Raw genomic sequence first — 26829 nt, forward strand, 5'->3', positions numbered from 1 at the left:
CAAAGGGTGATTAAAAGGATAAGTTTAAACCTAATAAGAAAGTACGCTGACTAGGGTAAGAACCATCATCTACTCCATAAGCAGTTTGCTGTCCTGTTTCGCTTGAAGTTCCAATTTCTGGGTCTACACCAGAATATTTGGTGATCGTGAATAAGTTAGCTCCCGACAGGTAAACCCTTAATTTGTTAATTCCTATTTTCTGCAATCTTGCCGAATTAAATGAGTAACCGATCTGTGCATTTTTCAATCTCAGATAAGAACCATTTTCAACAAAATAAGAGTTTGGAACAGCGTTAGTGCTAAAAGAATTTGCTGTTTCCTGAATAGGGGCCTTTGCGTTGTGGTTTTGCGGAGTCCACGAATCATATAAAGCCGTTTTGCTTTTTGCACCTCCAAATGATGGATTAAAATCAGTCCACCACTTTACCTGGTTCCAGATCGAATTTCCCTGAACACCATAGAAGAAAGCACTGAAGTCCCAGTTTTTGTAAGTTATCCCCAGGTTTAAGCCATAACTATAACTTGGGTTGGCATTACCGAGAAAAGTACGGTCATCTGCCGTAATACGGCCATCTCCATTGGTATCCGCATATTTGAAGCGTCCTACACCTATATCTGTCTGGTATACATCGTTCGGGTTACCGGTAGCTTGCTGAGCTTTTTTGTTAGCAGCATCAATTTCCTGTTGAGAATTCCAGAAACCATCTACTTTATAGCCAAAAAACTGGCTTATAGGATGGCCTACAGCATTACGGATAATGTTACTTCCGTCAAAACGACGGGCATCCACATCATAGTAATCAGAGCCGCCAGAAATCTTTTCAATCTCATTGTGATAGGTAGTAATGGTAGCAGTTGCATTCAATTTTACCGAGCTGCTTACTTGTGTGTTTCCTGAAACCGAGATGTCAAAACCATTATTTCTCATTTGGGCGATATTGACAAAAGGGACCTTTGCTGCGCCGCTTGTGGCGATCATCTCTGGATTATATAACAGATCTTTGATGTTTTTACGATAATAATCTGCAGAGATATCAATATGTCCGCCAAATAAAGTAGCATCAAAACCAAAATTTGAATTGATGTTTTTCTCCCATTTAGCCCCGGGATTACCAGTCTGGTTCTGATAAAATCCGGAAACAATATTATTGCCGCCACCAATTGCATAATAAGAAGTTCCTACAGCACTTCCAAATGTAGTAAAGGCATTCCCACCGCTTACATTCAACTGATTTCCCATAATACCATATCCACCTCTTACTTTCAGGTCGGTAATCCATTTAACATTTTTCAGGAAGTTTTCCTGAGATAGTCTCCACCCGGCACTAACTGCAGGGAACCAGCCATATACATGCTCCAGAAATTTAGAGGAACCATCCCGACGGATAGTAGCACCCAGTAAATATTTATCATTATAGCTATAATCAACTCTGCCTATCAGCGAGAATAAAGTATTTGCTGTTCTTGCACTGGTCGTCTTCATTGGACCGCTGCCTGTTGAAAGGTTGGTATAATCCGGGTCAAAAGAGAAATAGCCCTGATTAGATCCTGTAGACACATGTGTGCTCTCTCTGAAAAACTCTGTTCCGGCTACTGCTTTAATACGGTGTTTGCCAAATGACTTGTTAAAAGACAGGGTATTGGTCCAGCTATAATTATACCCATCCAAAGCAGATTCAGTATAAGAATTGATCGTTGAGTTTTCAGCATTCTCATACATCGGATAAACAAATGCGCGGGTAGCACCAGAATAATTTTCTCCTCCAAACTGTGATCTGAGCGTTAGAAAATCAGTCACATCGACCTCGGCAAAAATATTACCGAATAACCTGTTCTGTTGTGATCTGTTATCTTTAGTACGCTCCAGCATCGCTACCGGATTATAAGCATCGCCCAGGTTACCACCATAAGAGCCTGCAAAATTTCCCATAATATCTCTTACAGGGATGATTGGCTGTTCCCTGAAAGCATGACCAATAGCATTGTCTCCGCTTAATCCGGCAATCTGTGGATTATTAGTAATGGAATAAGCAAGGTTTTCACCTACCCTGATTCTTTTACTAATATTATACTGACTATTTGAACGAATGGTATATCTTTTCAGATAAGTATTTAAAAGTGTTCCCTGCTGATTGAAATAATTGGCAGAAAACAAATAGTTACCCTGATCAGATCCTCCGGTTATAGCGACATTCTGACTGGTGATTGACGCTGGTTTAAATATTTCATGATACCAGTCTGTACCTTCCTTATTGGCTTTGCTGATCCGATAAAAACTGTTGTATTCATTGGCTGAAGTATAAAAAGGTTTTAGTTTATAGAGCGCAGGATTTGCTCTTGGATCACCTTCTTTAGCACCTGCAGGCAGAATATAATCAGGCAGCACATAAGCAGGGCCACTTCCATACAAAGAATCCACAAAGTCGGTAGCCCCTGAATTTGTCATGGCCATATGCTTCAGATCTGCCATCTCCTGAGGGGTCAGGATATTCCATACGTTGCCGCCTTTAGGACGTTGAGTGCCATAATAGGCATCATAACTTACCGTTACTTTGCCTTTACCTTTTTTAGTGGTAATCACAATAACTCCGTTTGCAGCTCTCGATCCATAGATTGAAGCAGATCCTGCATCTTTTAAAACCTGCATGGTCTCAATATCATTCGGGTTTAAATCAGCAATGCTTTGCGTAGGCACACCATCTACGACATACAAAGGATTATTGTTCCCGAATGTATTGACACCTCTGATTCTTACCTGGGGTTCTTCTCCAGGCTGTCCTGAACCTAATACGGTTACGCCCGATGCCTGACCCTGTAAAAGATTGTTAACTGATGCGGTAGGTTGTTTGATCATAGACCCAACATTCACTACAGATACGGCGCTGGTCAGGTCCTTCTTTCTTTGTGTACCATAACCTACCACAACGACTTCCCCTAAAGAAGTCAGCTCTTCAACAAGCTGGACATTTAAAGTAGTACGTCCGTTTACAGGAACTTCTTTAGCTGTAAAGCCGATATAAGAGAATACCAGAACAGCATCTGCAGATGGTGCTGTAATGGCATAGCCACCATTGCCATCAGTAGTGGTACCAATTTTAGTACCTTTCACATTGACACTTACGCCGGGTAATGATTCGCCTTTATCGGATGAAACCTTTCCTTTGACAGTGATCTGGTTCACAGACAAGCCAGCTATTGCTGTAGTCTCTTTTTCATAAAGAAGTATCTGATCGTCTTCTACTTTATAATAAATGTTTAATGGACTTAATGCCTCGTCAAGTATCTGGCCTAAAGGTTTATTCACTGCATTCACCGTAACTTTACGCTGTGCTTTGATGACCGTTGAGCTGTATACAAAATTGACTTTGGTTAATTGTTGTATCTCGGTCAGTATCTGTCTGATCTGTCCCTGGTTAATATTAATGGATATTTCTCTATTTAATATTTCCTGCCCTCTGACATTCTTTGCGAATGAGGTGCAGGTGAATAAAATGCCAAGAAAAATTTGTGTCATGGATATCCGCATTGCTGTTTTGATTAAAGCAACAAATCGCTTTTTTTTCATACCTTTAGAAGTTTTTGTTCGTTAATGTGAAAATTTCGTACAGAGATTATTGGCTGGCAATGTTGGGGAACTTTGTCAGCCTTTTTTTTTGAAGAATTTGGTTAGTAAAGCTTCAATTGATCCATAGGCTATTTGATTTTGGTTATTAGTTCAGGTTGGTTAGGTTTGTTGATCGGTTATTTTGTTTTGATAATTATTTTAGTGCCTGATATTTCATAATGTGCTTTTATCGTATGGCACAGCAAGTCTAGTTTCTTATATAAATTCTGTTTGGAAATATCACCGGTGAAGGTATTATTGTAGAGCTCCTGGTCTTCAATAATGATTTCAATTCCATAAGAAGCCTGTAGTTGATTCAGAACCTCTGTCAGCGGTGCTTCGTCAAAAATATAATTTGATTTAGTCGCTTTTTTATCGCCTGCCGGACTTATTGGAATAGGATCTGCTACCAGTGTGGTCTTAAAATCGTCATTGTCCTTTGTATAGGTGGTTTTCTGATTTGGGGTTAATATCACCTTTTTCTCTTGGTCAAAGAGATGTTTAAGATGTAAATGCTGGTCTTCATTTCTGGAAACCATTACTTTTCCAGTTTTTACAATGACCTGTGTCTCTTCAGTATGCGGATTAGCTTTAATGATAAAACTTGTGCCGACTACCCTTGTGATCACATTTTTGTTATAAACGAAAAATGGTCTGTGCGGATTCTTGCTGATCAGAAAATAACCCTCTCCCGATAAAGATACTTCACGTGTTCCTGGCGAGAAGTGCTGCGGATAAGAAAGTGAAGAATTTGGCTGCAATATAACAATACTGCCATCTTCAAGTTTGATTTCTAAAGGAGTAGGGTTGTTATTTTTCTTTTCCAGCATATTAGCCAGAGACTGAAATTTTAAATATTGAGGATTCTGATGATTATATAAAAACAAGTATCCTGTGAACAGGGTAAGTATAGAAATGGCAGCAGCGGCAAACCAGATTATGGCTGGTAAGCGTTTTACTGGTTTTAATTCGTCTTCGAACGACATATCTTCATCACTGATACATGTTTCCAGATTGATCCTGTCCCAGAGCTTTTGTTCTAGTGTAGGTAATTCATTCGGATAAATCTCTTCCAGGTCATCTCTGTCAAGCATTCCGTACAGCTTTTCAATCACAATCAGTTCCTCGTCAGAACATTTGTTCTGAAGATATTTTTCTAATAAAGAATGAAGGGCCTGTCTTTTCATTTGGTTATGCCTTTAAAACTATATGTACGTTTAAAAGGCCCTGTCCCTAAAGAAAAATAAAATAAATTTAAAATTTATGCAGAAAGATGAAAGAAAGGAATAGAAAAAGATACTCTTTTAAATGAAAACGCATGCTTTTAATAGATTGTGTGATATGATATTCCACTGCTTTTTCAGATATATTCAATTGTTGGGAGATTTCTTTGGTAGAACGATTGTCAATCCGGCTCATTTTAAAGATTTCTCCGGTTTTTTTAGGTAATAAGGCAATTCCCTGGTTAAGTGCTTTGGAAAGATCATTTACCAGCACCAAATCATCAGTATTATTGGAGATACTTTGCTTCTGACCATTCATATGATCCTGGTATTTTTCTTTAACCAGTTGAGATTTGTAATGGTTAATGATACTATACTTCAGGCTTCCGTATAAATAACAATCCAAGGAATTTATAGTAATAGTTTCTCTTCTTCTCCAAAGATCTACAAAAAGGTTCTGCGTAAGTTCTTCTGCCAGCTCTTTATGATATGTTTTTATATAGGCGGCCTTGTAAATTCCCATCCAATAACGGGCATAAATTTCCTTAAAAGCTAATCCATCATTAGTTTTTAATAAATCTACCAACAAATTATCGGAGAGACTGGTGTATTTCATTGAAATTATATCTGGCAATAAAATTTAATTATACTTTTAATTCGTTTTAACATCTATTTATTTAATTATAATTCTTAAATGAAAGATAATTTGAGCTATATGTGGAAAATATTAGTGATAACTGCTATATCTTTTAAAACACATCCCCAATCCTTATAAAATTAAACAGAATCTTTATAAAAGAAATCGTTTTATGTATCAAAGGCTTAAGTTAGTAATTTAATCAGTAATAATATTACATCTTTTAGCGCTTTAATTGTTTTTTGTATATGCCGGGTAATTTATTTAACAGGGATGATAATTTTAAAAGTATAATAACCTGTTGATATACTTATGGTTATATGCTGTGTAATAAGATAGGTAGAGTTAAATTTATTTTTACATAGAAAAAATATCTCTTATGATTCTGTGTTTTTAATCAAAACTATTATTTTAGAGGTTTAAGTTCCCTGTTGAACTATTAACAATATTTTGCAGGTTTTTGCAGACCGAATGAAGTTTCATCTTCTCTGAAGAAAGAAGCCTGTTTTTATGTTTAAATCGTAATGAATAATAAAAGATGGAAACAAAAAGACGAATTGAACTCGAGTATACTCAGGAATTCAAAATTGCCTGTAAAATAAATAATTTGAGACCAGAAGACTTGCTGCAATATTTTATAAATCATGTTTCTTTCTATGCTTTTATTGGTGGTAACATGGAGGCAATTTACTTATGGGCAACAACGGTTTGTATTGATTTTAAAGAAGAATATGGAGGAGAGCCACAACCTGTTACTGACCATAGAATACAGGAAATCTCTTTGAAATATATTAAAATGCTTACAGCCTTAAATATGGATGATGGAGCTCCTAAGACTTTAGAACACTATAATAGTGTTTCGATCATGAAAGAATGGTCTGTGGAAATGTCTCCTATTACAAATTATGAAACGTATGTACAGATCAGTGACGAAGTATTGCTGCAGCTGACATTTGATTTTAATCTGGTTTGCAGAATGAATGGGACGGAGATACAGGGACTGCTCCAGTATTTTATTAACAGGATTTCTCTGGCCAGAGAACGGGCCCTGAATCTTCATCGTTTGATTAAAACCGATCCGAGTACCGCGTTCTTATTGCTGTTGATCAGCCAGCATGAAAATGTTAAATATAAGATTTTGCCTCAGCAGGAAATGTATAAGAAATTTGCTGCCAGGTTATTGAAACTTGATGAGCAGCAAGAGGGGGAAAGTAATCTTGAAAATAAAATAAGAAATTATAATATCTTTTATCTGGACTGGTATAATTCATTGAATAAAAACATCAATTGATTGATTTTTCTAATCCTCAGTTCCAGTTAATTTTTTACCTTGATTACCTGATGAAATATCTAAGAGGTATAATACACCAGAAATAGAATCCTGAGTCATGGACATGGTTATGCCTGTGAGTAATAAATGTAAATAATATGAACTCAAAAGAACGACTTAGGTTAACGTATACAGAAGATTTCCAGGTTGCCTGTACAATCAATAATTTGAAATATGAAGATGTTTTGCAATATTTCATCGACAGAGTTTCTTTTTATGCATTTAACGGTGGTGAAATGGAGGCAGTCTCTTTATGGGCTACAAGTATTATGGTTGATTGTAAAGCGGAGGTTAACGGAGAAGTAAAAGCCGAAACTGACCGGAAAGTGAAGCGGGTGTCTTTGAAATACATTCTAATGCTTGGGGATCTCAATGATAATGCTTATCTGTCTACTGTGGATAAGATGAAGGAAAGCTTTCTGCTGATGAAAGAATGGGAAACTGAGATGGCTCCTTTGGTAGATTATCCGGTTGAATTTCAGTTGGATGAATACCGGGTAGTCTCGCTTACATTTGATTTTAATTTGTTATGCCGGATGAATGGTGTTGCTGCAGATCAGGTATTGCAGTATTTTATGAACCATATTTCTATGGCTCAAGAAAGGGCTCTTAATCTCATAGAATTCGTGGAAACTAATTCATGTATGTCTCTTTTCGGAATGATGAGAATGAGTGCTGGCGATAAAAAAAATAAAATACCAATACATCAGGAAGTTCATAAATGGTATAGCGAGAAGTTACTCTTACTGGATGAAAGGTTAAAGACAGAAGGCAGCCTGGAGAAAAGGGTGGCTGTTTACAGGGCATTTTATAAGGAATGGTATAATTCACTGAGAAAAAATATAAATTAACAGGTTTAACAGGATCAATGCGAAATCCGTTAAACCTGTTTAAATTCTCATTATAAGTTTTTATCTTCTTTTTCAATCAGCGCGGTATTCGGCAGGAAATCTTTAGGAGATAAACCGAAATGATCTGCAAATACATTGATATGTTTCAAATTGTATTTTGCAGGATTTCCACTATTCTCAACATTGCCAATAAAAGAAGCTTTAACTCCTATAATGTAGGCAATATCTTCCTGTCTTAATTTCTTATCAGCTCTTAATTTTCTGACGAAATCAACCACATGCTGTTCAATAAGATCGAGTTTTACCTTTCCTTCCATTTGCCGACTAAGTAATTTATATTCTCATTTATAATTTACATCGATATGTGTAATTATCGCGTATTTCTATTATACAAGTTAATTTATTGAAATCTGACAATATAATATTGCTGTTTTTGAGTTGTTTAGTATTTGTAAAGCTTTATTTGTTTTAATGATTGAAGGCAATTTTAACAATATCTGACAGATTTAAAACGGTGTCTGACCATAAATATTTAAAAAATAACCGGCTGAAATTAAAGGATAAGTTACATAAAAAAAAATATGAAGTGCATAACGTTTTATCATTTTTACGAAAGTCTCTACAAAATTTATTATGCTGATCTGATTATACAAAAGTCTTATTAATCACGTTCATTCACTATATTTGTTACATTACAATTGATTTTAAAATTCTAAATGAATAAGACCATCTCTGGTTTATCTGATTTTAAACATTTGGATAGCCTTTTTGTTTCTTTTATAGGCTTTATCCTGATCTTAATTTATACCAAACATTCGGGTGTCGGAATTTCTCCTGATTCTATTGTTTATGTAAGTACAGCAAGAAATATTTATGAACATGGTTCATGGATAGAGTATAGTCAGAAGCCAATGGTCGATTTTCCTTTTTTTTATCCTTTTTTCCTGAGTATAATCACTTTTTTTTCCAGGGCCGATGTCGTTGGTTTTTCGCCATATCTGAACGCTGCGATGTTTGGGGGGATAATTTTTTGTGCTGGTTATCTGATCGGTTCCTTCAGGGAAAGCAGCCGTCTCTATAAAATCGCTATACTTTTATGCATGGCAATCAGTCCTGCATTATTTGAGATCTACACCATGTTATGGTCAGAAACGTTGTTTATCCTGTTAACGATCTTGTTTATTATCGCATTTAAAGGCTATCTCAGGACCTATTCTATGGTAAGCCTGCTTATCTGTGCTTTGATTGCTGCCATTGCCTGTGTGACACGTTATGCAGGAATTACGCTTATCGGAACGGGATTAATGCTCCTGGTTTTTGACCGTTCTTTTGAATGGCGGAAAAAAATACTTCACTGTGCTGTATTTGGCCTTCTGTCGGTTTCTCTGTTAATTGCAAACCTGGTGCGCAACAGACTGGTTTCTGGTGAGCTTACCGGGCCAAGGGAAGCCGGGATAACTTCTTTAAGAGATAATATCTTTTATTACGGAAAGGTAATCTGCGGATGGTTCCCGGTTTTAGAAAGTTACCCGGCAATTTATGTCCTGAGCTCTGTTTTTCTTTTTGTGGTGATTTGTATTGTATTTTTAAGAAGAAGCTGGTTTGCAGAAAATTATGCGACTGCAGAAAATTGCTTCACCGCCTCTTTTATAGTTTATACTGTATTTATTATTGGAGTTTCTACGCTTTCACATTTTGAACAGATCAATAACAGATTTATTTCTCCTGTGTTTGTCCCTTTACTGGTTATCACAACCTGCTGGATACCCGGAACGCTAAGAAAACTGGCTTTGCCACTGCATATTACAGCATTGGCATCTATCGGTCTGGTGACTATTGCTTTTCAGTTTAATGAACTTAAAAAGCTATACGGTATGTACGAAGAGGCCAGGGATTATGGAATAGCTGGTTATGCAGATAATTCATGGAGAAGTTCTCCGATGGCAGGTTTTCTGCGTCAGCATCAGCAACTTTTCAAGCCCGGGTTTGAGGTCTATTCTAATGCAGCAGAAGCTGTTTATTTTAACGGGAAACAAACGGCTTTGTCCTTACCTCACAATGTTGATAAGAAAGATGTCTATGAATTTTTTCTGAAAAAGGGACTATATCTGATCTGGTTCAAAACCATAGATGATCCTGATCTGGTTAGCTTAAAGGAACTGCATCAACGCGCACAGGTCATTAAACAATACAGTTTTAAAGACGGGGACATCTATTTTGTGAAGCCCGGGCCTAATCTTTAGCGTGGAAACATGCTCTGCATCTTGGCTCGTAGCTTTCTTTCTCTCCAAGCAGAATCTTAGCATCACTTGCTACTCTGCGGAAAGAATACATGGCAGGGCTGCCGCATCTGACACAGACTGCATTTACTTTAGTCACTAATTCTGCAACAGCCATTAATGCTGGGACAGGGCCAAAAGGTTTTCCGCTGAAATCCATATCCAGACCTGCAATAATTACCCTTACGCCTTTGTTAGCCAGTTTATTACATACTTCAGGAAGTTCGTCATCGAAAAATTGTGCTTCGTCAATGCCCACCACCTGTGTATCGGCCCTGAGTAATAAAATTGCAGAAGAGTGTGCTACAGGGGTAGCTTCAATCGAATTGTAGTTATGGGAAACGACTGCAGTTTCGTCGTAACGGGTATCAGTTGCAGGTTTGTAAATCTCCACTTTTAACTTAGCGATCTCTGCCCGCTTTAATCTTCTGATCAGTTCTTCCGTTTTGCCTGAAAACATGGAGCCGCAAATTACTTCAATGCTGCCACCATATTCTCCTCTGCTGTAATTTTGTTCGCTAAATAACATGCTGTATTCTGGGGTGTAATGCCCGGCGAATATCGAAATTTTGTAGTACTTTTGAGTGTTTAGTTATCAACATAAATTACCAATTCTTACGTTATAGTACTATGATGAACCAGGAGGATATATTCAAAAAGATAGGGCAGATACTCAATGAGTTAAATGATCAATATCAATATTTAGCTCAAAATCCACTTGAACTCAATGAATTAGAGCTTGAGCTTTTTCTGGCGAATGCCAATTTTTTATCTGATCATGTCCATATCATTAAGAAAATAAATAGTGGTGCTGTGCAGCGGGTTTTATCCGGGCAGGCCGAAACTAAAACCGATCATGTTGTGCAGGATAATTCCCCTGTCCATGAAATATTACCGGCAAAACCTATTCTGGATGATATTTTTAAACTGGATAATGAACCTTCTAATTTTGAATTTATCCTCAATGAAAAACCATCTACAGATAAGTTTGAATTTGAAGAGAAATCTATAGATGCCATATTTGACAGACCATTAAGTAAAGAAGAAGAGCTGATTATTGCTCAGAAGCAAAAACTAAGAGAAATGGATAGTCTGGGGATACAGCCACCAGAAGAGGATGAAGTTGGCCCTGAACCATTTTTAGTATCAGAACCTGTAATAAAGGCTGAAGCCGTGGAAATTCATGATGAGCTACTTTCAAAAGAAGAAATTAAAGACCTTCCTGAAGCGCTGCCTGTTGTGCAGGAGATAACACCTTTGGCAGAACCGGCACAACCGGAAATTATCCATGTTCCTGAACCAGTTGCAGAAAAACCTGTTCCTGTAATTGAGCATGCAAAAGAGGAAATTGAAGAAGAAGCTGTTCCTGCACATATACCTGAGCCAGTTAAAGAAGCTTTTAAAGAGCCGGCTAAAGAACCGATTTTTGCGTTTGAACCGAAACCAGTTCAGGAAGAATTATTTACACCAGTACAAAATAATACCACAACTGAGACTGCAAAACCAATAGCAAAGCCTACACTGAACGATATTCTTTCAGGTAATACAACTAGCCGCAACTTAAACACAGAGAGCAGCAGGGTTCAGATTAAGGACTTAAAACAAGCAATTAGTCTGAATGACAAGATGCGTTATATTAAAGATCTGTTTAATGGGTATAACCTGGCTTATGCAGAAGCGATTGACCTGATTAATAAAATGCCTGACTTCAAATCTGCAGACGAATTTTTACAGCGCAATTATGCAGCTAAAAATAACTGGTCATCCAAACAGGATACAGCAGATCAGTTTTATGAATTATTAAACCAGCGCTTTACCGTTAAATAAAGCCCATTCTATTTGAATCCAGTTTAAGGAAGATAAATAGTAAGACCGTAAAACTCCACAAAGAAGAACCTCCGTAGCTTATAAACGGCAAAGGGATACCGATTACCGGGATGATGCCTATCGTCATCCCTATATTGATAAAGACGTGGAAAAAGATAATACTTGCCACACAATAACCATATACCCTTGAAAATGTAGAACGCTGTCTTTCGGCGAGGTTAATTACCCTTAGAAGTAAAAAGACATATAGTCCTATAACTACCGAACACCCCATAAATCCCCATTCTTCACCAATTGTAGAAAAGATAAAGTCGGTACTTTGTTCAGGAACATAACCGTATTTGGTCTGTGTACCTTCCAGAAAACCTCTTCCTGTCAGCTGGCCGGCACCAATAGCAATTTTAGATTGTATTACGTTATAACCAGCCCCTTTGGGGTCTGTTTTAAGACCAAGCATAATTTCGATACGCGTACGCTGATGCGGTTCAAGAACTTTCTCATAAGCTACTTTTACCAGGAATAAATAACCAATAGCTATGATTGTTGCAAAGATCATGGAGAACATCATCTTCTGTTTTCTGCGGTTCTGATAGATAAAGAATCCGCCAATAGCAGCAATAATAGGGATGAGTATATAAGCAGGCACAAGGAAATCGGCAATAAACAAGACAATCATTCCCAGGAAAATCAAGAGGAAATAACCAGATAAACCTTCACGGTATAAAGGGAACATGAAAGCCAGGAATACCAGCGCAGAACCTGTATCAGGCTGAAGCATAATCAGTAAAAGTGGAAATCCGATGATCAGTCCGGCAAAGAAAATAGATTTGATATCAGTGAATTTGGGATTAAAATTCCCGACATATCTTGCAATCAGCAGCGCTGTACCAAATTTTGCAAGTTCCGAAGGCTGTAACCTGAAAGCCCCTAAAGGAATCCAGGCCTGGTTACCTGCTACTTTCCGGCCTACAACCAGTACTGCCATAAGCAGCAGCATGGTAATCCCATAAACGATGGGGGAGAACACACTGAAAAACTTGGCATCAAGCAACAGAATGGAAAACCCAATGATTAATCCTGTAATGATATAAATCAGTTGTTTACCATAATTACTGGCAAAATTAAATACCGCTGATGTTTCCGGATTATATAGGGAAGCGTAAATATTGACAAAGCCAATGGTACATAAAGCCGTGTAAATCAAAATTGTGATCCAATCTACATTAAAGAAGAAGCGGCTGCCTTGTTGCGTAGTCATTTGCTTAGTTAATAGTTGTTGTTTTAGTAGGGACTATTTTATTTTCTGATGAAGCGGGTAATGTGGCTACAGGTTTAGCTGCGCTATCCGCACTTTTAGGAGCCCATTTAATTTTTGGTTTTGGTACATCAGGCAAAACTACAACTTTCTTCATTGCTTCTGATTGTGCCAGTCTGCTGCCGGATATTTTACCTGTCAGATATTTTTCTGTAATAAAACTCGCTATAGGAGCAGCATAGGCACCACCGAAACCAGCATTTTCTACAATTACAGCGATAGCAATTTTAGGATTATCACGGGGTGCAAAACCAACAAACACAGAGTGATTTTTTCCATGCGGGTTTTGTACAGTACCTGTTTTTCCACAAAAAAGAATATTAGGGATAGCAGAAGCGCGGGCTGTACCATAAGGCGCATTTACTGCATCCTGCATTCCGTCAATTACGGGCTCAAAATGTGAAGCATCAATATCCACAGAGTTTTTAATCAGGTATTCCTTTTTTACTTCTTTCTTTTCCCCAATCCCTTTGATCAGGTGAGGTTTGATATAATATCCTCTGTTGGCAATAATAGCCATGATATTGGCCATTTGTAAAGGTGTGGCACTCATCTCTCCCTGGCCAATAGCCAATGAAATTACCGTAGTATATCCCCAGTGTTTGCCAAATCGTTTGGTATATTCTTCGGAAGTAAATATCCTTCCTTTACGCTCAAAAGGCATATCAAGATCAAGTTTAGAACCTAATCCGAATTTGCGCACTTTAGCAGACCAGGAATCATAAGCCTCAGTTTTGTTTTTGAATTTCTTTTGCGTCATCAGCTTCTGAAACACATAACAGGCATAAGTATTACAAGATCTGGCCAGACCTTTACGCAGTGAAATGTTTCCGTCCACGTGTTCGCAGCTCACAAAGTGATTACCCGCCCAGTAGCCGCCCGGACAATTGAATGTTGTATTGGGGTCTATTACACCTTCCTGCAGTGCGATTAAGTCATCCAGTGGCTTAAAAGAAGAACCTGGTGAATAATATCCCGAAAGCGGCCTGACCAGGAAAGGTCTGTTTGCAGAACGGAAAATATCCATGTAATTATTTCCCTGCTGTCTTCCAACCATCAGATTGGGATCATAAGTAGGGCTGCTGACAAAAGCCAGCACTTCACCAGTACTGGGTTCTATAGCTACAATACTTCCAACTTTGTTCTTTAACAGCTGTTCACCCAATTTCTGAATATCTATATCCAGCGAAGAAACCAATGTTTCTCCAGAAATGGCCAGTGTATCAAATTTACCATTCAGATAACTTCCCTGAGGGACGTTCCTGGCATTGTAAATAGTATTTTCTACGCCACGTTCACCACGCAGTACATCATTATACTGACGTTCCACACCCGATTTTCCAATATAATCTCCGGGGCGGTAATAGCCTTCGCTTTCTTCAATATCTTTATCTGAAACCTCTTTTACATAACCGAAAAACTGTCCGGCAACACTATCCGGATAATGTCTTACGGTTCTGTTCTGTGTCTCAAAACCAATAAAACGGGAAAGTCTTTCCTGTAAAGCAGCATAAGTCTGTACAGATAATTGTTTCTCAAATACTGAGCGCTGATATCTGGATTGATTTCTGGCCTTATTGAAACGCTTGTGAAAGCCATCCATGTCAATACCAATAATTCTGCATAAAGCCAGTGTATCAAAAGGTTTAACCAGGTTAGGAGTGACCATCAGGTCATATACAGGTTCATTCTGAACCAATACTTTGCTGTTTCTGTCTGTAATAACACCGCGTGCCGGAAAAGTATATTTTTTACGCAGCACATTACTGTTTGCAGATAAGAAATAACGGTCACTGGCTACTTGTATATAGAAAAGCTGCCCCATTAAAATGAGTGCAATGACTATAAAAAGACCTTGTATAATATATTTTCGGTTGAAAAGATTCTCCATTAGCGCATTTTTCTATTATAGAAGATAAATTCTATTAATATAACAGTGAATAAAGTAAAGATACCGCTAAGCAGGCATCTTAACAAAGTGTAGGAGAGTTCTGTTAATTTAAAAGCTTCTAATAAGAAAAGCACAAGGTGATGGGCAAATGTACATAGTAAGGCATAAAGACCAAACCATTTAAAACCCATATTACCTAAAGTAGGCTCAGGTTCATCAAAGTTATCACGGCTAACGGTAACCGAAATAAATAAGATCCTTACAAAAACCAAGGTTACACAGGCTGCTGCATGTACACCTAAAGTATCATAAAACGCATCCAGTGTTAAACCAGTACCAAAAGCGATGAGGTACAAAATAGGGTTAGGGATACTGAAGGGAAGCAACAGTAAAAATAAGATATAAGTGAAAGGCGTCGCGAGATCATAAAAGCTCAGGTTCCTCAACAAAAGAATTTGTATGGAAAGCAGGATGAACCACCTTAAGATATTGATTAATATAATTCTACTGTTCATTCGGCAATTTTGATTCTAATGCTTTTTCTTCCTCTGCGAATTTATCTTTGATTACATACACATATTGTAAGGTACTGAAATCATTAAAAAGATTTATCTGGATGGTGAGGAAATTATCCCCGGTCGAGATCCCTCTGTTACTGATTGTTCCTACCTGTATTCCAGGAGGGAATGATCCAAAACCAGAGGTGATAACGGTATCCTTTAATTTGACTTTGAAATGGTTAGGGACATCTTTGATATAAGCTGTTCTGTAATCTGAATTGCGGTCACCCCAAACCAGTGAACCCAGTGCTTTTGTTGATTTAATGCTTACACTGATTTTAGCATCTTTATTTAAAAGAGACTCTATAGTAGCCAGGTGGGGAGAAACATCACGGATAATACCAACTACACCTCTGCCTGCAGAGATGACAGCCATTCCGCTTTCTATACCATCCAAAGCCCCTTTGTTAATGGTAATAACGTTATTCCGGAGTGTGATAGAGTTTTTGATTACCCTGGCTGCAAGGTAAGTATACTGAACATGTGTGGCTGTATCTTTAACTACTGTGTTTTTAGCACTGTCAATATTTTTAAGCGCTAAAAGTGCGGTGTTTAGTTTTGCATTTTCAAGTGCAAGACTGTCATTTACCGAGCCCAGGTTCATGTACTTTTTAAATACATTTAATTTTTCATAAGCATGACCTACAACCTCATTGGTAGAGTTAAAGGTCACACTTCTTTGGTAAGCATTGTTTTTAACAGTAAGGATGATACCAATGGTAAAAAAAATGACAAACAGAAAAAATGCGTTATATCTGTTAATGAAAATCCAAAGGTTACGCATATTTCTTCATTCTGTATTGAAATACAGCTCTCATCTTTATTTAAATGATAAAATGTGAGCAGTTTTGAAGCTGCTCACATTTTTATGCTGTATATGATGATTAATTTATTGCATTAAAAACTTATAGCCACCGATATTTTTCAGTGCAATACCTGTACCACGAACAACCGCACGTAAAGGATCTTCTGCTACGTGTACCGGAAGTTTAGTTTTGGCTGCCACACGTTTGTCCAGTCCGCGTAATAACGCTCCGCCACCTGTCAGGTAAATACCTGTCTGGTAAATATCTGCAGAAAGTTCTGGTGGGGTAATCTCCAAGGCTTTTAGAATTGCTTCTTCAATTTTAGAGATAGACTTGTCCAGACAGTGTGCAATCTCAGTGTAAGAAACTGTAATTTGTTTCGGTACACCAGTCATTAAATCTCTTCCCTGTACAGCGAAATCTGCTGGTGGATCTGATAATTCAGGTAAAGCCGCACCAACTTCAATTTTGATTTTTTCTGCTGTACGGTCACCAATCATAATGTTGTGCTGACGACGGATATAGTTGACGATATCCGAATCAAAGTTATCTCCCGCAACACGGATAGACTGATCGCATACAATACCAGACAAAGCAATTACAGCGATTTCAGTCGTACCACCACCGATATCGATGATCATGTTACCCATCGGCTCTTCTACGTCAATTCCGATACCTACAGCTGCAGCCATTGGCTCGTGAATTAAGTAAACCTCTTTAGCTCCGGCGATTTCTGCCGAATCTCTTACTGCACGTTTTTCAACTTCAGTAATTCCTGATGGAATACAGATTACCATTCTCAAAGATGGGAACATCCAGCCTTTTCCACCATTCAGCATACGGATCATACCTTTGATCATAGCCTCAGCAGCATTAAAGTCGGCGATAACACCATCTTTCAGTGGCCTTACGGTACGGATGTTGTCGTGGGTTTTACCCTCCATCTGCATCGCCTGACGGCCTATTGCGATAATTTTATTTGTTTGTCTGTCAAAAGCAACTATTGAAGGCTCATCAACAACCACTTTATCATTGTGTATTATCAGGGTGTTGGCGGTGCCTAAATCGATGGCAACCTCTTGTGTGAACCAGTTAAATAAACCCATTTATAGGTGGATAAGTTATTATTAAAAATTCTATATACTATTTAATGTAAAACTACGGCTTTTTATTGTATTCGCAGCTAAAAAATTAGTGCTTGAAATGTCTGATGCCGGTGGTTACCATTGCGATACCTTTTTCATTTGCTTTGTTGATAGAATCAGCATCTTTAATTGATCCGCCTGGTTGAAGCACTGCTGTAATACCCGCATCAGCTGCAATTTCAACACAATCAGGGAAAGGGAAAAAGGCGTCTGAAGCCATTACCGATCCGATTAAGCTAAAGTTGAAAGCTTCTGCTTTTACAATTGCCTGCTTCAAAGCATCAACTCTCGAAGTTTGTCCGACACCGCTTGCCAGTAAAGTATTGTCCTTAACAAACACAATTGTGTTCGATTTAGTATGTTTTACAATTTTATTTGCGAAAAAAAGATCTTTTAGCTCGGCAGCTGAAGGTGATTTTTCAGTTACAGTAACCATTTGATCTGGTCCTTCAACGATTAAATCTTTATCCTGCTCAATTACACCATTCAATAAAGTTTTGAATTGTTTTTTTCCTAATTCAACGTGATTACGCTGTAAAATTACTCTGTTCTTTTTCGCTTTGAACAATTCAATGGCTTCTGGCTGATAAGAAGGTGCGATTAGCACTTCAAAAAATAATTTATTGATTTCTGTAGCTGTAGCCAGGTCAATTTCACGGTTTGCAATCAATACACCACCAAAAGCAGATACAGGGTCACAAGCTAAGGCATCATCCCATGCTTGTCCGATGGTTTCTCTCGAAGCAATACCACAAGCGTTAGTATGTTTTAAAATAGCGAAAGTAGGCTCGATAAATTCATCGATCAGACTTACTGCAGCATCAACGTCAACTAAGTTATTGTAAGAAAGTTCTTTTCCGTTTAATTTGGTAAACATTTCATCCAGGTCTCCGTAAAAAACACCTTGCTGATGTGGATTTTCTCCATAACGAAGAGTTTTTGCCGTATTGATACTCTGTTTGAATAAAGTAAGCGGTTCTTCTGTATTGAAGTAGTTGAAGATCGCTGTATCGTAGTGAGAAGAAGTATGGAATGCTTTTTTAGCATAAGCTTTACGCTGTGCCAAAGATGTTTCTCCGTTTTGTTCTTCTAATTGTTGTTGTAAGGTTGCGTAATCATCTTTTGATGCCAGGATAACTACGTCATTAAAATTCTTGGCAGCAGCTCTGATCAGAGAAATACCGCCAATGTCAATTTTTTCAATGATTTCCTCTTCCGAACCACCTGCTTTAAGTGTTTCTTCAAATGGATATAAATCAACGATAACCAGGTCGATTTCAGGGATTTCATATGCTGCAATCTGCTCCTTGTCTTCCTTTAGGTTTCTGCGGTTTAAGATACCACCGAATACTTTTGGGTGCAACGTTTTAACCCTTCCGCCTAAAATAGAGGGATAACCGGTCAGATCTTCAACAGCTGTAACAGGCAAATTCAAGTCTTTAATGAACTGTTCTGTTCCACCTGTAGAAAACAATTGAACACCTTGCTGTGCTAGCAAGCGAACAAGTGGTTCTAGACCGTCTTTGTAATATACTGAGATTAAAGCGTTTTTGATCTTTATTTGTTGACTCATTGGGTGTGATTTTTGAGCCGCAAAATTATGATTTTTAAGCGATAAATTTCAGAGAGAAATGATAAAAAACGTCTTATTTTTTTATCTTTTTCAAAATAGTCTCCACAATCCTGGGATAATGTTGGTGTTCAAGCTGTTGTCCCTTGAATTTTACCATTTCCAAATTGTCGTCTTTATCAATTTTATATTTGGCCTGATAGATATATTCACCTTCATCATAATTTTCATTTACGTAATGAATAGTGATGCCGCCTTCAGTTTCGCCTGCCGCCAATACTGCTTTATGAACATGATCTCCATACATTCCCTTTCCTCCAAATTTAGGAAGTATAGCAGGGTGGATATTGATAATGCGCCCAGGATATTCTGAAATCAGATTTTGAGGAATAAGCCATAAGAAACCTGCAAGGACAATCAGGTCAATATCCAGGTTTTTTAATAAATCAATTATAGAATCGGTCTGATAAAACTCTTTTCTGTCAAAAATATGTGAAGGAATCTCGAAATTATCTGCACGCTGTAAAACGTATGCATCAGGATTATTGGTTAATACCAGTGCAATTTCTACTTCAGGACTGTGTTTGAACAGTTCCATGATTTTCTGGGCATTGGAACCCGAACCGGAGGCAAAGATTGCTATACGTTTTTTCATTCGTTGTTTATTGTTCTTTAATGGTATTCAAGCTGGCTACGCCGGTTTTCATTCGTTGTTTATTGTTCTTTAATGGTATTCAAGCTGGCTAAGAGTAACTGAACCCATATAACGTTGTTTTTTGTCAAAAATAGTATTTTGAGTATTGAATGAAAGGGTTTAATCAGAATATATTCATTTTTTAACGTAAAACGTTAATAATCACATCAGTTTCTCCAGTATTTTTAAGACCCATCCCTTTTTGTCATAAGGCGGATAAATCATTTTTGAGATATTCATTGAGGATTGAAAAACTACTGCTCTTTCGTGTGAGAATGTTTTGAAGCCAAAAATGCCATGACAACTGCCTGTTCCACTTTCATTCGCTCCGCCAAATGGTAAATGAGAATTTGAAATGTGGATTAAGACATCATTGACACATGCCCCGCCCGAACTTGTACTTTTCAATAAATGCTTAATGTTAGCCTTACTTTCACTAAATATATAGATGGCCAGCGGTTTGCTTTTCTCATTGATCATCCGGATGGGGGTATCAGGGTTTGTATAAGGTATAACTGGTAAAACAGGGCCAAATATTTCTTCCTGCATAATTTTACAGTCAAAATCGACATTTCTTAGTATTGTAGGATAGATAGTGTGTTCTAATAGTACAGAATCACCTCCCCAGGCAATTTCTGCACCTTTATTTACTGCGTCTTTAATCAGGGCCGTTAATCGATCGAAATGCCTGATGTTAATAATCTTTGCATATGCTGATTCGTTGATCAGTCCATTTTTATTCAGGAACATGTCCTGAGCTGCCGATTTATAAAAGGATATAAATTCTTCAATTTTTGATTCATGTATAAGTACATAATCAGGAGCAATACAAGTTTGTCCGGCATTGATCAGCTTGCCCCAGGCTATTTTTGTCGCTGCATTTTTAATTTTTGCAGTCTCATCAATAATAACCGGTGATTTTCCACCTAATTCCAGTGTAACCGAAGTGAGGTGTGCTGCAGCTGCTTTCATCACTATCTTTCCAACAGCAGTACTTCCTGTAAAAAAAATATGATCAAATGGAAGTTCCAGCAAAGTCCTGGAAACAGATTCATCACCTTCAAAACACGCGATCTCATTTTTGTTAAACGCTGCTTTAATAATTTTTGCAATTACAGCACTTGTTGCGCTACTGAATTCTGAAGGTTTTAATATCACACAATTACCAGCCGCAATAGCTGAAATCAAAGGGCTCATTGTTAATTGAAATGGATAGTTCCAGGGAGAGATAATCAGACAGACACCTTTGGGTTCATAATAAATTCTATTTCTGGCCATGAAGTTGACTATGCTCTTGGCTGCATATCCGGGCTCCATCCAGCTTCTGAGGTTTTTGATAGCAAAGTCTATTTCGCTTGAAATAAAGATCAGTTCTGTAACCGCAGTCTCAAATTTGCTTTTCCTTAAATCAGTTTGCAGCGCACCATAGATTTCGCTCTTATACTTTTCTATGGTTAGTTTCAATAAGTGTAATTTATCAATCCGCTCAGTAGCTGTGCTCAGTCTGAGCGCATACTTGTTTTGTTTCTGAGCTTCAAAAACAGTATTGATTATCTGTGTCATTACCCGATTGCTGTTGTTAATAACATGTTAAGTTATCAATTTAATTTTTAAGGTTAACCTGAATTTATGAAAAGACAGGCGGTGCAATATATAGCTGGATAGTCAAACCTGATTGTAAGTAACGAAATCAGGTTACAGGACGTGTGAGCGCAATGTCTACCCATACACACGCTATATTAAAACTATACGGAAATTATGAACAGGCTATATACTCCTTATCATTGATACGACATTGAAGCGGGGTTGATACGGGGGGGGGATACTGATTATACCTGACGCCTCTAACTCCCTTATAAATATTGATGAGGCTATAGCGTTAACTTGAAAATGACCAGTTGTATGTCTGTATTTTACTACAAAGTGTTACTTTTTTGAACATTTAATTGTTTTAAACTGTCTGAAAACAAGTGTGATAGCTTGTTTTTCTTAGCGATTGATATTTTTATTTTGAGATAATACTTGTTCAATACCTATCTAAATCCATTTTTTTAAAATATATTTTCTTAATGGTCTGATTAGTAGTTGTTAATGGCAGAATTTTTGTCGTGGATCTTGTAATTAATTTTAACAACCCTAAAACTAAAAGTTATGGCTTTCAAAGCAAGATTAAACTTTTCGGGCAAGGAGTACGATGTGCTTCACTGTGCCTATTCTCTAAACCGTGATGTGGATGCAAAAGGAAGGCCCTCTTCCGGAGTGTATGGTGGAACGATCGATATCGAACTCGAATCTACCGACGATACCTCAGTTGTTGAAGCAATGGTAAACAACCAGTACAAACCTTTAGCAGGCACTTTACTGATTAAGAAATCAGAAGAAGATGCCAAGATGAAGGAAGTTCATTTTGAAGACGGGTATATTGTGAAATATACCGAAGGAATCAACATCACTGGAGATGATCCAATGACATTGAAGTTCCAGATCTCTGCCCGTAAATTAAAACTGGGTAATGCAGAGCACACTAATGACTGGCCTAAGGCTTAATTGTAAAGGAGTTTAACATTTAAAGAAAATTATCATGGCATTTAAAACCAGATTGACTCTAGGGTCGAAAGAATTTGATGTGCTGCAGTGCAGCTACTCATTAAACAGAGATGTGGATGCAAAGGGACGTCCATCATCAGGGGTTTACGGTGGAACTATTCACCTGGAAATTGAATCAACTGAAGATACTTCGGTGATTGAATCCATGGTCAACAATCAGTACAAGCCACAGGCGGGTACCATTGTTTTCAAAAAGGGTGAAGAAGATGCAAAGATGAAAGAATTGCATTTTGAAGATGGTTACATCATTCAGTACAACGAGGGGATTGCGGTAAACGACAATACCCCAATGACTTTAAGTTTTGTGGTTTCTGCACGTAAACTTAAGATTGGTAATGCTGAGCATACCAATGACTGGCCAAAAGCTTAATAAAACAGGCTAAATTGAGTATTGCCGGAAGCATTTTTGTCTTCCGGCAATATTTTTTTAACGACTCAAAACTACGTTATGGTAAATAAACTAGTAGTAGACATCAGCATTGAGCAGGTGTCTGTAACGCATTTCAGCCGCTTTACACTGGATCAGCATTTCAATAAACATCATAGTTTCGAACTCCATATTAATCATGACCAGGTTGAAGAAACCGGAGGTATTACACTTGCAAAATCTAAAGACTTTATAGGCAAGAGTATAACGGTACAGTTTGGGCGATTGGGAGAATCGGGTATTGTTTTTACAGGAATAATTACCAAAGTAGAGATTGCGCAGACTCATGGTTTCAGGGGGGATATTGTCATCACTGGTTATAGTCCTGATATTCTATTAGACAGGGGGCCGGATCTGGGATCTTATTTAGGTAAAAACCTGAAAACAATCTTACAGCAGGCAACGAATGATACGCCGCAGAATGATCTTGATTTTCAAATCAATCCGGCAAATCAGGCTACGATTGATTATATCATACAATATAAAGAAAGTGATTTTGATTTTATCAACAGGCTTTCAGCAGAATATCATGAATGGTTTTATTATGACGGTAGTGTGCTGCGTTTCGGTAAGCCCGATAAGCTGGAGGAAATTGCACTGATTTACGGGCGTGATCTTCAAAGCTTGCAATATGGGATGCAAATCGCCCCGCTTAATTATAAAAAATTTGCTTACCATTCTCAGCAGGATGAATTACTGAGTGCCCGGCCTGCATCGGCAAGCTCTGGTTTATCAGATGTTGCTCATGCAATTTCTGCTTCTAATAATGTTTATAGCAAACAGTTCAACCAGCCATTAAGTGTAAGGGTTAACTCTCAAAAGGAGATTGAGACTTTTGTGAATGAGGAGCAGAAAGCTTTGATTTCGGGTTTAGTAAGTATTGCTGCAAAAGGGGATAATGTGAAAGTAGGGATAGGGAAAATCGTGGATATCAGTACCAGTATGCATAATGGGACAGATTTTCAGGTAGAGGATTTTGGGCGGTTTATCGTAACAGCTATACATCATGAAATTGATGGCGTAGGCCATTATCACCATACGTTTGAGGGAGTTGCGGCTGATAGCGAGAGACTTCAGGCACAAAAGGTGCAGAAGCCATTTGCCGATATGCAATTGGCAGATGTGGTGGATAATAATGACCCTCAGGGGCATGGCCGTATCAAAGTCAGGTTTAAATGGGCTTGTCAGGTCAATGATCCTACAGAATGGTTAAGGGTAATGACGCCGGATGCAGGAAGCAGTGATAAAGTAAGTAAGAACAGAGGTTTTGTATTTATTCCTGAAGTTGGTGATCAGGTTGTTATTGCTTTTGAAGAAGGTAATATTGCAAGGCCTATAGTAATGGGAAGCGTATTTCATGGGAAAAGCGGAACTGGAGGAAGTGATCAGAATAAAAACAAAAGTCTGACAACGAGAAGCGGGAGCACGATCTCATTAAATGATTTAACCGGAAGCGTTTTAGCTGCAGATGCTTTGGGTAATCATTTTAATATGGATGGGGCTGGTAATATAGATGTTAAAGGCAGCGAGTCTAAAAAGATTGATATAGGTGAAGGCCAGGCACTTTTAAAAATGGATAAAGCTGGAAATGTGATGATTGAAGCAGCTACGGAGATAAAATTTAAAGTAGGGGATTCTATTGTAACGATAAGTAGCAAGGGTATCAGTTTAGACACCCCGGGAAGCAATTCAATTAAGAGTTCTAATAATTCTATCAAAGGAAAAGGTACGTGGGATGGTGGTGATGTATTTATAAATTAATAACAGATTTTTTGGATTAAATTACATGGGAAAAACACATTCTGCTGCTATACATTTATTGAAGCCTTTTAGAAAAAAATATTTATTTACTATTACAAGTAATTTAAGTATCGGCGGTATTGTGAGCGAAAGCAAGGTCGAGGTAAGATGGATGCTGGAATTGAAAAAGATATTAGCTGATGGCTACCATTTTGAGTTTATAACGATAGATAATACGATGGTGTATACCAATAATGATGGTTTTATAGAGATCCATCATCTCGTTAATCAACTGCAAAAGGCATTAAATGAAGTGGAGTTTATCTCGGATTTTCAGGGGCGGATAAAACAGATACTCAATAAAGAGGTGATCCGTGAGAAATGGGAATCAGTAAGGAAAGAAGCTTTGGCCTATAATAAAAACATGTCTTCATTGAATGATCTGTTTGCATTGCAGTCAGAAAGCTTTAATAACGGGGACGCGTTAAATAAAATGATCGGTGCATTGGAATTTTTTGAGTTTTATTTTAGTGTAATCTACGGTAGATCGTTTCCATTCCGTACAAAAATCAGGAAAGGAAATGTCTTTAAAACAACTGAAATACCATTTGAGGTATCGGGATCTTCGGTCATAGATAATGAAGGAAATATTTCTATATCTTTTAGAAATAATGAGGTTGTATTAAAGGATGACGAGTTGAAAAAAGCGTATGGTAACTTTCCTTTTATAGATATAAAGGAAATTAAACCTGATTTTAAATATAGTTCTGATTATGTTCTCGATAGTGAAAATGGATACGTCAGGGAAGCTTTAATTGTATTTAAAGAATATATTTCACCGGAACTAAATGCCGCAATAATTTATAAAATAAATTCATATGGCTGAGCAGGAGACTGAAAATGTAACAGGGATAGAAACCCTGCATGAGAACCATTATTTAACTTGTTCTTCTGGTCTTGCACCGGCCCGGATGGTGAGTACTCAAAGGGTCGTGAAAACCAAAGAGAATTATTATTATCTGGTTAAGGATGATACGGCAACGTCGAATCTTGGTGATTTTTGCTGCCGTTGGACAGTGGTTTTGGCGGCTGCGATTGCTGCCGCCGGAATTGTGACAGGCGGGGCCGCTTTAGTCGCTTTGGCTGCAGTAGCGGTTGCTGCAAGTATGGCGATGTGCGGAGGGCTTGCGGCTCCGTTTAGAAAATGGACGAACTATCGTTCTAACAGAAGTTTTGGCAGGATTGATGCTTATTCTTTAACCGCACACTCTCAGATGACTTGTCCGATTGGCGGCGTGATTACCTATGCACCTGGAATTACTGGTTTTTGGAGTGCTGCAGCTTATACTGCTCGGAACACGACATGGGCTGTTTTTGAAGGTTTTATGTGGGGGAAATTAGCTGGTGCAGGGGGGAATTTTGTTAAAGCTTTTGGAGGAACAGCTTCGGCTTCTGTAAAAACTGCGCTCGTTAATTTTTTGACTTTGCAGGCTGGTGCAAGGGTTATCGGTGTAGCTGATCAGGTGGGGTTTGAGGGGATGTTGCGTAATGGTAAAAGTTTAGCTGAAAGTGGAGATGAGGCAATTGCAGGGTTAACCATACTTGAGCAGCCTTTTGTTAATTTTTACAAAAAAGTAAACAGTGGTTATTATACCGGGCATTATGCGGAGAATACGGCAGATGAAAATGGGCATGGAGCGGGCTCTTTGCTGACAGATTTATACTATATGGGACTGGCTGTCACTGCACATGGTGCAATGGCTGCAAGTGCAAAGACAAACCCAAATATAGCTTCTGGAATTGTGAAGCAGGGCATTCAGAAATTTAATGTGTTAGCCAAGGGGAGATTGTTTGAGCGGACTAGTCTGGAGTCGCTTGGTATGACTTCTATATATGATAGTCCCGCTTTGCGTGCGCTTTGGGATCAGGCCAGAGAAAATCTTCTGCGAAATGAGAATCAGCATTTAAAAAACTATCTTGAAGGAAAAAGAGGTAAGATTGATCCGAATAATAGAAGAAGTGCTTCTTATGAAAGAAAAGCATTTGATGCAATGAGAACTGAGCTTAACAGGCTGGCGAATCAACGCGGACAGCAGCTTCCTGGCGGACCTATTCATCATAATAACTGGAGTATTGAAAAATATTCAGACAATGCTATTGATTCTAAAAATCTATATCCGAGTGAAAGTACTTCACAGCATATGGATGCACATAGAGCAACAACTTCTGGTCATATTACCAGAGATCCAATTTCGCCGCAACATGAAAAACCACTGTATCAATATAATCCAAAACCAATTGATGATAATGACAACGATTAAAG

General features: G+C 38.0%; 22 protein-coding genes. 9 read left to right on the plus strand and 13 right to left on the minus strand.

Annotated elements, in window-relative coordinates; all coding sequences use genetic code 11:
• Positions 1-10: 10 nt before the first annotated feature.
• From HDE68_RS10060 to HDE68_RS10070, 3 genes are all read right to left on the minus strand, one after another.
• A complete protein-coding gene (locus tag HDE68_RS10060) occupies positions 11-3565 on the minus strand; it encodes a TonB-dependent receptor (protein WP_183881417.1) in 3555 nt (1184 codons plus the stop codon).
• A 176-nt stretch (positions 3566-3741) separates the two neighbouring features.
• Positions 3742-4791 (minus strand): FecR family protein, encoded by a 1050-nt coding sequence (locus HDE68_RS10065; RefSeq protein WP_183881419.1) that lies wholly within the window; start codon positions 4789-4791, stop codon positions 3742-3744.
• Between the two features lie 67 nt (positions 4792-4858).
• Entirely contained in the window at positions 4859-5443 is a 585-nt protein-coding gene (locus HDE68_RS10070; protein WP_183881421.1) for a sigma-70 family RNA polymerase sigma factor, read from the minus strand.
• 559 nt (positions 5444-6002) lie between these two features.
• Here HDE68_RS10070 and HDE68_RS10075 point away from each other — a divergent pair.
• Positions 6003-6755 (plus strand): hypothetical protein, encoded by a 753-nt coding sequence (locus HDE68_RS10075; protein ID WP_183881423.1) that lies wholly within the window; start codon positions 6003-6005, stop codon positions 6753-6755.
• 137 nt (positions 6756-6892) lie between these two features.
• Positions 6893-7645, plus strand: a complete 753-nt coding sequence (locus HDE68_RS10080; protein WP_183881425.1) for a hypothetical protein — start codon at positions 6893-6895, stop codon at positions 7643-7645.
• A gap of 50 nt (positions 7646-7695) precedes the next feature.
• On the opposite strand, the gene HDE68_RS10085 is transcribed toward HDE68_RS10080, so the two are convergent.
• Positions 7696-7962: a helix-turn-helix domain-containing protein gene (locus tag HDE68_RS10085; RefSeq protein WP_183881427.1), complete on the minus strand. Its 267-nt coding sequence runs from the start codon at positions 7960-7962 to the stop codon at positions 7696-7698.
• Between the two features lie 399 nt (positions 7963-8361).
• On the opposite strand from HDE68_RS10085, the gene HDE68_RS10090 reads away from it, so the two are divergent.
• Entirely contained in the window at positions 8362-9888 is a 1527-nt protein-coding gene (locus tag HDE68_RS10090) for a hypothetical protein (protein ID WP_183881429.1), read from the plus strand.
• On the opposite strand, the gene HDE68_RS10095 is transcribed toward HDE68_RS10090, so the two are convergent.
• The gene (locus tag HDE68_RS10095) at positions 9878-10453 is read right to left on the minus strand and encodes a thymidine kinase (protein WP_183881431.1); all 576 of its coding nucleotides are present in this window, start codon (positions 10451-10453) and stop codon (positions 9878-9880) included. The genes HDE68_RS10090 and HDE68_RS10095 overlap by 11 nt on opposite strands.
• A gap of 101 nt (positions 10454-10554) precedes the next feature.
• On the opposite strand from HDE68_RS10095, the gene HDE68_RS10100 reads away from it, so the two are divergent.
• Positions 10555-11751, plus strand: a complete 1197-nt coding sequence (locus HDE68_RS10100; RefSeq protein WP_183881433.1) for a hypothetical protein — start codon at positions 10555-10557, stop codon at positions 11749-11751.
• On the opposite strand, the gene rodA is transcribed toward HDE68_RS10100, so the two are convergent.
• The 8 genes from rodA to HDE68_RS10140 all read right to left on the minus strand — a co-directional run bounded on the left by rodA (position 11744) and on the right by HDE68_RS10140 (position 21295).
• The gene (gene rodA / locus HDE68_RS10105) at positions 11744-13009 is read right to left on the minus strand and encodes a rod shape-determining protein RodA (protein ID WP_183881435.1); all 1266 of its coding nucleotides are present in this window, start codon (positions 13007-13009) and stop codon (positions 11744-11746) included. The genes HDE68_RS10100 and rodA overlap by 8 nt on opposite strands.
• Before the next feature lie 4 nt (positions 13010-13013).
• The gene (gene mrdA, locus HDE68_RS10110; RefSeq protein ID WP_183881437.1) at positions 13014-14957 is read right to left on the minus strand and encodes a penicillin-binding protein 2; all 1944 of its coding nucleotides are present in this window, start codon (positions 14955-14957) and stop codon (positions 13014-13016) included.
• A complete protein-coding gene (locus HDE68_RS10115; protein ID WP_183881439.1) occupies positions 14957-15472 on the minus strand; it encodes a rod shape-determining protein MreD in 516 nt (171 codons plus the stop codon). Before HDE68_RS10115 ends, mrdA begins: the two co-directional genes overlap by 1 nt.
• On the minus strand, positions 15462-16301 hold the full coding sequence (gene mreC, locus HDE68_RS10120; protein ID WP_183881441.1) for a rod shape-determining protein MreC: 840 nt from the start codon (positions 16299-16301) through the stop codon (positions 15462-15464). Before mreC ends, HDE68_RS10115 begins: the two co-directional genes overlap by 11 nt.
• Before the next feature lie 105 nt (positions 16302-16406).
• Complete coding sequence (locus HDE68_RS10125; RefSeq protein ID WP_037440490.1) at positions 16407-17429, minus strand: rod shape-determining protein; 1023 nt, start codon at positions 17427-17429, stop codon at positions 16407-16409.
• Positions 17430-17514: 85 nt separating this feature from the next.
• Positions 17515-19041 carry a bifunctional phosphoribosylaminoimidazolecarboxamide formyltransferase/IMP cyclohydrolase gene (purH, locus tag HDE68_RS10130; protein WP_183881443.1) on the minus strand — a complete coding sequence of 509 codons (1527 nt, stop codon included), beginning with the start codon at positions 19039-19041 and terminating at the stop codon, positions 17515-17517.
• 73 nt (positions 19042-19114) lie between these two features.
• Entirely contained in the window at positions 19115-19693 is a 579-nt protein-coding gene (purN, locus tag HDE68_RS10135) for a phosphoribosylglycinamide formyltransferase (protein WP_183881445.1), read from the minus strand.
• Between the two features lie 201 nt (positions 19694-19894).
• Complete coding sequence (locus tag HDE68_RS10140; RefSeq protein WP_221300705.1) at positions 19895-21295, minus strand: aldehyde dehydrogenase family protein; 1401 nt, start codon at positions 21293-21295, stop codon at positions 19895-19897.
• A 588-nt stretch (positions 21296-21883) separates the two neighbouring features.
• Here HDE68_RS10140 and tssD (HDE68_RS10145) point away from each other — a divergent pair.
• The 5 genes from tssD (HDE68_RS10145) (at position 21884) to HDE68_RS10165 (ending at position 26827) form a co-directional block, all read left to right on the plus strand.
• The gene (gene tssD / locus HDE68_RS10145) at positions 21884-22279 is read left to right on the plus strand and encodes a type VI secretion system tube protein TssD (RefSeq protein WP_183881447.1); all 396 of its coding nucleotides are present in this window, start codon (positions 21884-21886) and stop codon (positions 22277-22279) included.
• A 34-nt stretch (positions 22280-22313) separates the two neighbouring features.
• Positions 22314-22709 (plus strand): type VI secretion system tube protein TssD, encoded by a 396-nt coding sequence (tssD, locus tag HDE68_RS10150; RefSeq protein WP_041878824.1) that lies wholly within the window; start codon positions 22314-22316, stop codon positions 22707-22709.
• Positions 22710-22787: 78 nt separating this feature from the next.
• Positions 22788-24527: a type VI secretion system Vgr family protein gene (locus tag HDE68_RS10155; protein ID WP_183881449.1), complete on the plus strand. Its 1740-nt coding sequence runs from the start codon at positions 22788-22790 to the stop codon at positions 24525-24527.
• Between the two features lie 25 nt (positions 24528-24552).
• Positions 24553-25392 carry a hypothetical protein gene (locus tag HDE68_RS10160; protein ID WP_183881451.1) on the plus strand — a complete coding sequence of 280 codons (840 nt, stop codon included), beginning with the start codon at positions 24553-24555 and terminating at the stop codon, positions 25390-25392.
• Complete coding sequence (locus HDE68_RS10165) at positions 25385-26827, plus strand: hypothetical protein (protein ID WP_183881453.1); 1443 nt, start codon at positions 25385-25387, stop codon at positions 26825-26827. Before HDE68_RS10160 ends, HDE68_RS10165 begins: the two co-directional genes overlap by 8 nt.
• Positions 26828-26829: the final 2 nt, after the last annotated feature.

This window comes from Pedobacter cryoconitis (assembly GCF_014200605.1).
Lineage (GTDB): Bacteria > Bacteroidota > Bacteroidia > Sphingobacteriales > Sphingobacteriaceae > Pedobacter > Pedobacter cryoconitis_B.